Origin of the sequence: Paraburkholderia bryophila, from assembly GCF_003269035.1 — a bacterium.
GTDB classification, from domain to species: Bacteria; Pseudomonadota; Gammaproteobacteria; order Burkholderiales; family Burkholderiaceae; genus Paraburkholderia; species Paraburkholderia bryophila.
Map to the genome: position 1 here is coordinate 73,154 of NZ_QLTK01000030.1, position 11,780 is coordinate 84,933.

7 protein-coding genes and 2 pseudogenes are annotated in these 11,780 nt (G+C 56.2%); 7 read left to right on the plus strand and 2 right to left on the minus strand.

Annotated elements, in window-relative coordinates; all coding sequences use genetic code 11:
- Nucleotides 1–139 precede the first annotated feature (139 nt).
- A pseudogene (locus tag BX591_RS29785) lies at nucleotides 140–1,102 on the plus strand (SOS response-associated peptidase family protein).
- Between the two features lie 482 nt (nucleotides 1,103–1,584).
- Here BX591_RS29785 and BX591_RS29795 read toward each other — a convergent pair.
- Nucleotides 1,585–2,145, minus strand: coding sequence for a hypothetical protein (locus tag BX591_RS29795; RefSeq protein ID WP_111934897.1), 561 nt, complete (start codon nucleotides 2,143–2,145; stop codon nucleotides 1,585–1,587).
- Nucleotides 2,146–2,490: 345 nt separating this feature from the next.
- On the opposite strand from BX591_RS29795, the gene BX591_RS29800 reads away from it, so the two are divergent.
- Together BX591_RS29800 and BX591_RS29805 are read left to right on the plus strand one after the other, a co-directional pair.
- Nucleotides 2,491–3,450 carry a tetratricopeptide repeat protein gene (locus BX591_RS29800; protein WP_111934898.1) on the plus strand — a complete coding sequence of 320 codons (960 nt, stop codon included), beginning with the start codon at nucleotides 2,491–2,493 and terminating at the stop codon, nucleotides 3,448–3,450.
- Nucleotides 3,451–4,158: 708 nt separating this feature from the next.
- Complete coding sequence (locus BX591_RS29805; RefSeq protein WP_111934899.1) at nucleotides 4,159–4,722, plus strand: peroxiredoxin; 564 nt, start codon at nucleotides 4,159–4,161, stop codon at nucleotides 4,720–4,722.
- 387 nt (nucleotides 4,723–5,109) lie between these two features.
- Here BX591_RS29805 and BX591_RS29810 read toward each other — a convergent pair whose 3' ends face one another.
- Complete coding sequence (locus BX591_RS29810; protein WP_244146832.1) at nucleotides 5,110–5,529, minus strand: hypothetical protein; 420 nt, start codon at nucleotides 5,527–5,529, stop codon at nucleotides 5,110–5,112.
- A 279-nt stretch (nucleotides 5,530–5,808) separates the two neighbouring features.
- Here BX591_RS29810 and BX591_RS29815 point away from each other — a divergent pair, with 279 nt between their 5' ends.
- The 4 genes and pseudogenes from BX591_RS29815 to BX591_RS29830 all read left to right on the plus strand — a co-directional run.
- Complete coding sequence (locus tag BX591_RS29815; protein ID WP_111934901.1) at nucleotides 5,809–8,577, plus strand: type VI secretion system Vgr family protein; 2,769 nt, start codon at nucleotides 5,809–5,811, stop codon at nucleotides 8,575–8,577.
- A 14-nt stretch (nucleotides 8,578–8,591) separates the two neighbouring features.
- Nucleotides 8,592–10,082: a hypothetical protein gene (locus BX591_RS29820; RefSeq protein WP_244146833.1), complete on the plus strand. Its 1,491-nt coding sequence runs from the start codon at nucleotides 8,592–8,594 to the stop codon at nucleotides 10,080–10,082.
- Between the two features lie 66 nt (nucleotides 10,083–10,148).
- Complete coding sequence (locus BX591_RS29825; RefSeq protein ID WP_111934903.1) at nucleotides 10,149–11,228, plus strand: Imm72 family immunity protein; 1,080 nt, start codon at nucleotides 10,149–10,151, stop codon at nucleotides 11,226–11,228.
- Nucleotides 11,229–11,289: 61 nt separating this feature from the next.
- Nucleotides 11,290–11,780 (plus strand): annotated as a pseudogene (locus BX591_RS29830) (DUF6708 domain-containing protein); the annotation flags it as partial.

Sequence of the window (11,780 nt, forward strand, 5' to 3'; positions counted from 1 at the left end):
GATATCCGAGCGACCACTTGTTCTTTGGCAACTGAATACCGACTAAAGTTTCACGCGGCCCGTCATCCAAACCGCATATTCGTTGCGGTCGCCTTGCCGCGGAGAATGCGTATCATGGGAGCAGGAAACGGAGGCGTCCATGTGCTACTCGGCTCAGATTCTGGCGGACTACAGGAAGTTCGTGCGCACTTTCGGCGCTCTGATGGACATTCACGAGTTCGCACGCCTGTTCTTCGAGCGAGCAGAGGGAATCAGCAAGGCAAAGGTGCCGAAGGCGATGGAGGACGCGTTCGCTCAGCCCCAGACCGAAGCCGAGCGAGAAATCAAGGCTCTCATCGAAAAGTTCAACGCCGAACAGACGTCGAAGCTCGAGCAAGACCTTTTCAAGCAGCGCAAGCGACTGGCCGACGCCGAACGAACACTTCAGACGAAGGTCACGAAGGCGGCCGCCGAAAGCCAGCGAATCGCCACCGATAAAATCGAGTGGACCCGTGGCAAGCTTGAGGACATTCAGCGGACTGAGCCCAAGGCCCGCGATTCACGCATATTCCCCGGGCACTATGCGCCCGTCATGGTGATGGAAGACGGCCAACGCGTCATTAAGCCGATGCGTTATCAATGCCGCATTGCAGGCAAACCGGCATCGTATGACGTCAAATTCCCCGGGGTCTAAAACGCTCGGCGCGACAACCTCGAAGGTTTCTGGCGCCCCCTGTTTGGGTACTCGCACGGCATTCTTGTCGTCAACGCTTTCTACGAGAATGTCAGCCGCGCAAAGATGGAGGGCCGCGTGCTAGCAGAAGGCGAGAAAGACGAGAATGTGGTACTTGAGTTCAAACCCAACCCCGCTCACGACATGCTAGTCGCCTGCTTGTGGTCGCGTTGGAGTGCGCCTGGCGAGCCGGACCTCCTGTCATTTGCTGCAATCACTGACGAGCCACCGCCAGAGGTTGCGGCCGCCGGACATGACCGATGCATCGTCCCAATTAAGCCGGAAAACATCGACCGATGGCTCAATCCAAATGCGTCCGACTTGGCGGCGCTGCACGCGATTCTCGACGACAGGGACCGGCCTTTCTATGAACATCGATTGGCTGCATGAACGCATGCAATTATTGACAATTCACGAATGGACATTTGGATTCAACCCTGCGCGCGCTGCGCCGACCTCTACGGGAAGACGGCCGCTGAGTCTGCGCACCAAGACCTCACGCTCACCAGTGTCGGTGTGGTGAAGGAGGAGCGAGTAGAACAGCACTACACCTGTGTTCGGTGCCGCGCGGCGTTTGCGCGAATACTTGCCGGCTTGCCGACGCAGCAAATTTGGGTGCTTTTGAACGCCGGTCAGCACTGAAGCAATGTTGGCGCACGCTTGGATGTACTGGATTTGGCAGCGCTCCGTGCGATTTTTGATGACAGGGACCGCCAATCTAAGTGCACATGATGGCTCCGTAAGTTTCTTCCCGCATTCGGCTGCGTTGCGGGGTGGGCACATTGGGCAGGCAATCGTGCTCAGCACACGTGAGCAGGTCGCACGGACTCAAGTGTCGAGAATGGTCACCGTTGGTACAGCCTGCCTTCGATTCAAATCCGCCGTCCTGACGGGTTTCGTTTGCGTTGAGGATACGGGCGAGCGCTTTCCTCCAAGCCCACTTTCCTTAGCAGCTCGTTCGCGTCACGATAGTCGTCTGTGGCGTTCTCGATGAGATTCCAGATTGCGGAAGAGCGTTTGGAGATACTTTCCGGACTGTTAAAACTTTCTTCTAATGCGAGATGCTTGTGGTCCCGAAGTAGTTCGGCAATTGTGACGCGGGCATCTTGAAGGCGTTGTCTGGCATCTAGGATAGCTCGTTGATTCGCCAAATCCGCGCGCAAGACAAGGCCTGACGCGAGCACGTTTCCTCCAGCAGCTGTGATGCCGACGTTTATCAACTGGCTCACCAGTTCGAGCTGACTATGTTCATTGCTGAACAGCCCGATTCCTTCGAAATTCGCAATGGATGCGCCGAGACCTATGCCGGCGACGCAAAGTAGCAAGCCGACACTGGCCACCCGTAACGGCGTTCTACCCATCCTGTCGTCAAAAAAGTTCCACGTACAAATGCCCAGAAGACTAGCCTGCAGAACAAAACCGATATAAATCATTTCCTCTTCCTCGATTGCGCTGGCAATGTGAAACGCCTACTTCGGCACGCGCCCACCGCTTCGCTCGTGCTTGATTGCGTTCTCCTCGTAACGGCTTCAATCCAGAATTCTTAAGTAAAAGGATGTGAATCAGCATCGTCAGCGAAACGTCCGCAATGCATCTGTACGTGGATATGAGCCGAAGTGCGACATTGACCCACGCAGTAGAGTGGGTCGTACGCAGTGCAAGGAATCAGCCGCAAAGTAAGAGTCCCTGAAGGAACTGGAGGGTTCGTGCGTGCATCACGCAAAACGTCGCGGTACACTGAGTGGCGCCCATAACACAGAACAGTCGGGGACGGTGCCATGTCTTTTCTGAAAAACATGCTTTTTGGTGGAGAGGGCCATGCTTGCGCCCACAACGCCCACCTGGCAGAAATTGTCCTGCGGAGCTTGCCCGCCGCGAGGCGCCCCGAGGTTGTTCTTTCTCTCGGTACCGTTCTCCGTCGAGGTTGGGAGTACAAGAACCTTGAGGACCATCAGTTGGCGGAGGCGTTCGACGCGTTTCCGAGGGTCACGCAGCTAAATCTGTTGGCAATTGCGATGAAGGACTTGGGTATCGGATGGCCCCGAGAGCAATGGCTACACGTACGCAATCCAATCTTCACCTTGATGGATACGAGGGATATAGAGGTGAGCGCGGGGCACTTTGAGCGCAAGCACGGCCGCATCGTGGCTATACACGAGGAGCCAATGAGCATTGGCCAGTGGCTTGACGAGGGCCTGCTCGTCCGCAGGAACATCGCGTCGCCGGCCGCGCCCCCCAAGCAAACCAAGCCGCCTCCCCCGCGCCCTGCGCCGGCTGTTGCTACCCAGATTCCGGTGCAAGCGGCTACGACAGCCCCAGCCGAACAAAAGGAAGCCCCTTCGATTTGCTACCTGCAAGGCATCGGCGTCGAAAAAGACTACCCAAGGGCTCTTCGAATGTTTATCGAAGAGGCGGCCAGAGGCGACAAATACGCGATGAATAACATCGGTGTCGTCTACAAATGCGGTTACGGCGTGACGGTCAACTACGCCGAGGCAATGAACTGGTTCAAGAAGGCCGCGGATGTTGTCAGCGTGGCGAATTTGAGTATTGCTCAGTTGTACGCTGAAGGACTCGGGGTGACAGTGGACCGACTTGAGGCCTATCGATGGAACTCCCGTGCAATCGCAATGGGCGAAGCCAACGCAAAGGCGGCGCGAGCGCAGCTCCTCGGAGCAATGACCTTGGCCGAGGTGGTTCAGTTGAAGCAACGCGGGGATGCCGGGTTGGAAGGTTAGGCACTGAAGGTGCCGGGCAAAACGAAAGCTCAAGGATGGGCTGCTGTCGGTCAGTCGGCATTGTTTGGCTACATCTCCCGCCGTTCAAGTTCGCGACATGGCGACGATATCCAAAGTGTTGCCTTTGAACTTCAGAGGAAAAACAAAGATGCGCTCGGCTTGAATTACTTCCAGCACTGAGCGACAGCCGACGGGCCTCTTTCCGGCCATCAGCGTCATCGCGCACGAGGCGCCGCCTGCAGGCATGATGATTCACCCCGTCATTTTCCATGCGCCGATTTTACTAGCGGTCGCGGCTCGACCTGGAAATGCGCGCGTGAACTGCTGGCTTGAGGCGGGATTTCAATTGTCGGCACGCGAGGGTGACTATATTAGAGACCCGTTTGGGCGGTGTTCCCCCGAAGGTACAGGTTTGATGGCCCCCCCTCTTTCGGCGTGTACATGACAGAATCCGCGCCCGGCGTGCGAGCGCTTCCGATTGACAGACTAATGCAACCACGACACACTCCGTTTCATGCATAACCGCACGCCCATCACTGTCGCGAATCATCATCGACCGGCACATGCCCATCTGGGCAAGGGGCCGGGAGGGCGTGCGCTTTAGAAGTCTTTGCAGCATCAAAAGCCACAAGGTCCCGCCGGCAACGGTTGGGGCCTTTTGTTTTGTGGTGGCGCCTCCGTCTGTCAGCCAACTTACGGAGAGAGCAGATGAATGACGCGTTTTCCCTTGACTGGTCGGCGTTGCCGGCCCCGACTTATGACTGCGCCGCGAATCACCTGGCAGGATTTCGTTTGCCAAGCGTTGTCTTGATGTCCACCAGTGGAGAGCCTGTCGACCTGTCCGCGTTGGCAGGTCGAACCGTCGTGTATGCGTACCCGTGGAAGAAGCATCCAGATGTTGCTTTGCCGGAAGGCTGGGTCGCAATTCCCGGGGCCGCGGGTTGTACGCCGCAGTCCTGCGCGTTTCGGAACCACGCGTCGTCTATCCGCGCGGCCGGCGCTAGTCACCTCTTCGCCCTGTCGACGCAGGACACTCCGTATCAGCGGGAAGCCGTGGAGCGTCTGCGCCTGCCGTTCCCGATACTTTCGGATGAGCGCTTGACCTTGACGAGGTCGCTGCGTCTGCCAAAGTTCGAGGTAGCAGGCATGACTTTGCTGAAGCGTCTTACCATGATTATTAACGACGGGGTAGTGGAACACGTCTTCTATCCGGTGTTCCCTCCCGACAGGAATGCTGCTGATGTGCTCGCATGGCTTGAATCACACCAATAGGAATAGCCGCGAGACGACGGCGCCACTGCGAGGAATTCACGCTGATGATGTGCGCACCGCGAGTGTTCGCGGCGACGCGACGTCACCGCGAATGACGCGCCGGCCGGTCGGAACTCCCGCATGAGAGAGACCGGCGAGCCGACTGTCGCGTGGTTCGACACGATTGACGCGGCGGGCTGTCGGCGTGAGGGGGCCCAACTTCGCGCTGCGCCGGATGCGCTGCAGCGACTCCATGCAGTGGCGGTCACCGCGTTCGGAAGTACGTGCCGGAAAGTACAAAATTGAGTCGCCGCCGATATCGGCCGCTTACCTACAGTTCGCAGGTTGTTTGTCTCGTAAGAACACAGCGGCGCTCTCGCGGGTTGCGAGCCCGATGGTCACCGACTCTCACGCATCGATTTGTTGCCACGGCGACACCTTGCTGCTTTGTGCGAAGCGCGTGAGCCGCTTCTGTGCGTCGAGCATCGCGCTGACGGGGGCGTGCTCCAGTTGCCAGTCATGAAGCGCGAGTACATGCTCGATTGCCATTGCGTCAGACTGGTCAATCTTCCAGATGTTCTCCTCCATGCCGCGGGCGCCGCAGCGAGCCAACGCCCGTTCAGCTTCCTGGTAGATTTCCAGGTCGGTCGCACGGAAACCCGCCAACTGAAGGTACCAGGTAACGTAGACCACGCGGATAAGGTCGGTCAGTAGTTGGCCGTTTCCACGTCCGGCCATCAATGCTTCCAGCGCAAGATGGTGGCGCAGTGATTGTGTCCGGGCAGACTTGGCCGTTTGTGGCAACAACGCGGCTTTGGTCGCATGCATTCTTCCGGGCGCGTGTCGATTCAACTTTTTTCCATTCATATTGCATAAAACAGAGTTTCCTGATTTTCGGCGAGATTCTATACGGGGCTGCCCAATCTCATTTTTATTTTTTTATGACAAAATTTGCGGCGAAAATCATTAAATCTTCAAATTCATACCACTTCGAATAACGAATGCAGGAAGCTACGATGTTTAACATTTCTATGCTGTGAGTTTCATCTGAAATTTTGTAAAATCGCGCGGAGCGCGTCTGCGCTGTCATCAATAAGAAGAGGCGGTATGGGTGCGCAGGACATAATCACGGCAATTTCCGGGGGGCTCGTTCAACAGAGCCGGCTTTTGAAGCTGGACACACCGTTGGGCAACAATGTCGTGTTGCCACAGCGGGTTGTGGCTCGCGCGCGGCTCGGTCGCCACTACGAATTCACAGTGGATGTCGTTTCGACAACGACGGCTATTGAACTCAAGAAATTGATTGCGCAGCCCGTCACATTATGGGTGCAGCAGACCAATGCATCTTATTTGCCGCACCACGGATATGTCCATACTGCGCGCCGTCTTGGTTCGGATGGCGGGCTAACAAGCTTTCAGCTTGGATTTTCGTCATGGATGCACTTCCTGAAATTCCGCAAGGATGCTCGCGTTTTTCAGGACCAAACGGTCGACGAGATTCTCACTGCCGTGTTCAACGGCCATCCTCAGGCTCAAGGTGCATTCCGCTTTGAACTACAAAAGCCGCTGCCGCCGCGGTCGTTTTGCGTTCAATACGAAGACGACTGGAATTTCTGCCATCGTTTGATGGAATCGGAGGGCCTGTTTGGTTATTTCGAGCAAGGCGACGACGGTAAGTCGCACACGCTGGTTGTAACCGACGATGTGTATTCGCTGAAGCCAATCGAACCGGAAACCGTGCAATTCTCTCGAGCGGGCACGAATACGTCGTCTGACGCATGGGTCCAATGGTCAGGCTCGCGCACGCTGCATAGTTCGTCGTTGTCTACGAAAACATTCGACTACAAGTCCCCTGGCGACGACAAGTCAACCAACGTGCCCACCTTGTCGACACATGGGAATCTTCCCGCCCAGGCTGAGGTGTATGAATACACTGGCGCGTACACGCATCTGAATCAGGACCGCGGCGACCACCTGTCCAAAATCCGGATGGAGGAATGGGAGTCGCGGGCGAAGCGCTTCACGGCCGTCGGTGGCGTACGAAACATCGATACCGGGAAGTGGTTCGAACTTCAGGGTCATCCCGAACATGACCGGGACGCCCAACAGCAGCGGCAGTTTGCGGTTATTGAGGCCCGCTGGTATATCGAAAACAATCTGCCGGTCTCGGCCGCGGCAGATTTGCCGCATAGCCTCAAGACAGAGCTCAAGCAAGTGCGCGCAGCGCATGCAGGCGTCGCAGCCGCGTTCGTTGTGACCCATGTCGACGGGGGCGAAGGTTTTTATCTGGTTGAGGTCGAGACCCAGCGTCGAACGGTTCCATTCCGCAGCCCGCTCGAGCACGTCAAGCCAGTGATGAACCTGCAGACCGCTACGGTCGCCGGACCGACCAATGCCGAGGTTTACACGGATGAGCTGAATCGCATAAAGGTCCAGTTTCACTGGGACCGTCTGAATAGCGGTAATGAAAACGCTTCCTGCTGGGTTCGTGTGGCCTACTCCGACACGGGCGGTGCTTACGGCGGTGTTCATGTACCGCGAATCGGTGAAGAGGTCATCGTTTCATTCCTCGACGGTGATTGCGAGCGGCCCATCGTTACCGGTCGGGTCTTCAATTCTGACAAGTCACCGCACTGGCACTCAAACGGACTGTTATCTGGGTACAAGTCGAAGGAGTACGGCGGCGCTGGATACAACCAGATGGTGATGGACGATGCAACCGGCCAGAACCGGGTCCAGTTGTATTCGACCAGTACGAACGCGCATCTGCATCTCGGCTACCTCATAGACCAGGCGGGCAACAACCGTGGGTCGTATCTGGGAAGCGGGTTTGACCTGAAGTCCGACGCTTACGGCGCCGTTCGCGCGGCTCATGGTTTGTATGTTTCAACGCACCCGGCGAACGGGTCGTCGAGCCAGCCGCTCGACGTTCGTGACACCCAGCAGCAACTCATCAATTCCGAGAGCGTCATGGAGGCGTTGTCAGGCGCCAGCGAGACGCATCAGGCTGAAAGCCTGACGGATGGGCGCGATTCGCTGAAAGCGTTCACCGATGCGACACAAAACAGCGTTTCCGGAACGTCGTCAGGAGGAAACACCGCTGGCGGGGGCACTGGCAACGCCAATGCCTTCAAGGAGCCTGTGATGCTGTTCGGGAGCCCGGCAGGCATTGCGCTGTCGACCCCACGCTCTACGCATATTGCGGCCGACCAGCAGGTGAATATCTTCAGCGGGCAAAACACGCATATAGCGACAGGCAAATCACTGGTCGCAAGCGTCGCGCAACGTATCAGCCTCTTCGTCCAGAACGCCGGCATGAAACTGTTTGCGGCGAAGGGCAAGGTTGAGATTCAGGCGCATTCGGACAACATCGAACTGACAGCACAGAAGACACTTCGATTGCTGTCCGCCACGGAGAAAATCGAGGCAGCAGCGAACCAGGAAATCCTGTTGACCTCCGGCGGCGCATACATTCGCATTGCGGGTGGCAACATTGAAATTCATGCGCCCGGGAATATCGACATAAAAGGCAGCCAGCATTCGTTCAACGGACCCGCCAGCACCACCTATCCTCTGCCAGCGCTGCCAACGTCGAAATACGACGCCGCGATGCAGTACCTCTATCACGACGATGAACCGGTTCAGGGAGCGAAATACGTGGCAACGCTATCTGACGGCAGTACGCGCCAAGGTGCACTTGATGCACAGGGGCGGATGAATCTTAAAGACGTGCCCGTGGGACCAGTCAAGGTCGAGCTTGGACCGGACGCGCGCTCATACGCACGCAAAGACCGGACTGCTAATCCAGACTTCAAAGGCGAGCAACTGTCCGACGCCGACCTCGATTCGCTGATTCAAAAGCATGGGGGAGCGTGAGAATGAGCTGGAGCTTGGAAGATTTCAAACAGACATCTCTGCAGGTCGGGCAATGGTGCTGGGGCACGATGCAGGGTGCGTTCAACGAAAAACAGACTATCAGCCAGATTATCACCGATGCGGCCATCGGAATGATTCCTCTCTTGGGCGACGTAACTGCCGTCCGTGACCTGCTAGCGGTCAGTATCGGGATGAGCGCAGACCCAAGGAAACGGCAGCAAGTCATGGAATGGGTTCTCCTGGTGATTCTTGCATTCGCTCTCATTCCAGTAGTAGGTGGAGTTATCAAGGGTGTGGGACGGCTGGCCTTGCGCGTCGCAGGAGATGTTGCCAAGGACGAGAAGCTGCTTTGCGAGGTTATCGAGTTTCTCAACCGGATGGGACATGGTGATGCTCCGAAATGGCTGAAGGCACTTGATGTGACCAGGTACCAATCGGAAATCATTTCGAAAATCAAGGATTTCTGCTCGACCATACGTCGTGCCATCCAGAAGGCCCTCGACGCACAGGTAGGTAAGCTGTTGCCAAACGAATGGCGGTTACAGCTAGAAGGAATTTCGGGCGGTTTTCAGGCCTTGCCAGAGCTTGCCGACAAGATGGTTCCGCAAGCTTTGACGGAGCTTAACGCGAAGCTGAAGGTTCTTCAAAATGCAGTGTATAACGGCGAAATCCACGAGATAGCGACCGGGGGCATGCCGAAGGTCAAGCGTGAAGCGGAGGCCTATCTTGAAGAAAGGAAGGTCGCCCGGGAGATTCGAAAAGGGCGATATTGTTCTGCCGAGTGTGCCGCTGATGGTACTGAAGCGGAAGCGAGAGTAAAAGCCAAGTATGAACCAAAGATAGAGGACGGCTGGCCGAATATTCTTGCGAAGAAAGGAACGATGCCTGTGTTCGGCAAGGACGAGGTGTATCTCGACGTGGGGTCGTTTCATGGGGAAATCACCGCCGTTAAAGCGGACCAACTGGCAGGCAAAACGCTATATCGCGCATTTGGTAAAAAGTCGGAGCTAGCTACCTACGAGAAGGGGAGCTCAGCGGGCGGACGGGAAATCGCCTACTGGGGTGTCGGTGATGCTCCAAAAAATGCGGAAGAATGGCGAACGCGCTCGGCGGTCCTCGATACGTGGAACGGGAATGGTTTTCTGGTAGTTGTGCATCTGCCCAACAACTTTGCCGAGCTCATGCCTAACGTCAAGGCGTGGCAAGGCAAGATTGCGGAGCAATATGGCACTAGGGAACCCATTCAGTACCTGGAAGGTGGAGGAGAACAGCTCGTCGCTAACTTCGGCAAATTGGCGGAAGAAATAACGACCATTGGGGAGAAACTCAAGGCGGCGGACAAAGACGTACATCTATCGGAGGTTATTGAAGGCATCCGGGTAGACTTCTTCAAAACGAACTGGCAAGACGTTGAAAAAGTACATGGATACAGCAAAGTTGAAGAGAGTGCTGCTAACGCAGCCAGGACACGACAACTTGGCGAAGAGGAAGTGCAAAAAAAGTAGCGGTCTGGAGCAATCCAGAGACCATACCGGCAGACACTAACCTCACACGGATTAGCGACGGAAACGATGAATCAGTACGACATGAAAGATGACATCACGCGGCGCAAAGTTTTCTGGCTGCTGCAGAGGCTAACAAGCTTCACCCTTTGGCAGACAAAGCGTGAGGCCTTTGCCGTGTTCGCGACGGCATACGAAACGGCAGTGAAGACATGGCCCTCCACTCAGCCCGAGCAGATGCCGGCGGACAACCTGGCGACCATTTATGAAGTCCTGGGCCTTTATGACAAAGGCTTGATTGAACTCGCACGTGGATACCGGTTTATCTGGCGCGATGGTGAAGCATTCAACCGCGCACTCGACAGATACGACCATCTTACGAAGAACTTCTACACTGATTGGGCCTGCTGGGACCGGGGCGCGCAGGTAGCACCCTACCCAGCCAAGGTCGACGTGCTTGCAAAATTGATGCGTGCTTCCGAATTTCAGATGGAGCATGCTCCCCTGGAAGTCGCGCAGGTCAATGACAACCTTGCGCAACTACGTTCTCCAGTGCTTCTCCTCGACGTCGACCGATATAGATATCAGTTTTATGAGTTGAGCTACCCGAACTTTCCCGACACGCTCCCCGAGTTGCCGAAGGCACCCGGCCCGATTATCTTTTCTGGCCAGCAGGTACCTTGCGACGGCATCTGGGAGCCAGTTACCGTCGAGCAGAGCAAAATGCTTGGGGTTCTTCCCATGGGCGCCAAAACGTTCTCAAACAATGGCTGCTTCAACTATCTCGTTGCCAAGACGACTGCCCCAAATCTGAAAGGCTTCGATGCGACCACTTCCCGCACCACCGTCGACGGCACAGCCTGGCGCCTTTTGTGGGAGGACACACGATATAAGGACGGGGTCATTCCGGACGAGTCGCAGTATTTCCTGGACGCGAAGCCCGAAGAAACGACCGCCGAGCTGGCTGATGTTCCAGATGTAAAGACGGGAGACATCTGTCCAGTCTCTGGAGTGTGGCGTGCAGAAAAATACGAAGATTCGTCTATTCACATAGCCGCAGGAACGGTGATGCCGGACCTGATGGTCACAGATAACCTGGGTGAGAAGAAAGTACATTGGGTGACCTGGCATCTGGTCAAGAGAGCGTGACAATATTCTGGTTGCTCTCTCGACGCTGCGCGTCGCGGCCGCGCATCATAAACGAGGCACCATGGCGTACGATTATCTGACGAAGATTCAAATCAACCGGCCACTCACCGAAGAAGAGGTCGCACGGCGCATTGAAGTTCACAAGCCCGTCGTTGATGACGCCGCCGACGCATACACCGTGTTCGGGATGAACGATATTTATCTCGAAGTCTGCGACGCTTCTTACTCGCAGGTTGGCTGGGGCCTTCTTGCCTTCCTGCTTTGTTTCCCGGCATTTGCTTTCCTCACTGTGGAAGCCGCTCAGAGTGCGATTGTCGACACGCCGGCCATGGTCAGGAACGGCGAACAGGGGATGTTCAGCGCCGGCATGTGGGTCTTCACCGTGATTACGGTGCTGTGCTGCGTGCTCACGGTTGTGATACTGCTCCGCGATTGCTTCAACTACAGGCACAAGGCGGTGCGCTTCAATCGCCAGACGCGAATGGTGTACGCCTTCCGGCACAACGGGCCGGGCGGAGTAATCGCGGTACCTTGGGACAAGGCGTTTTTCTA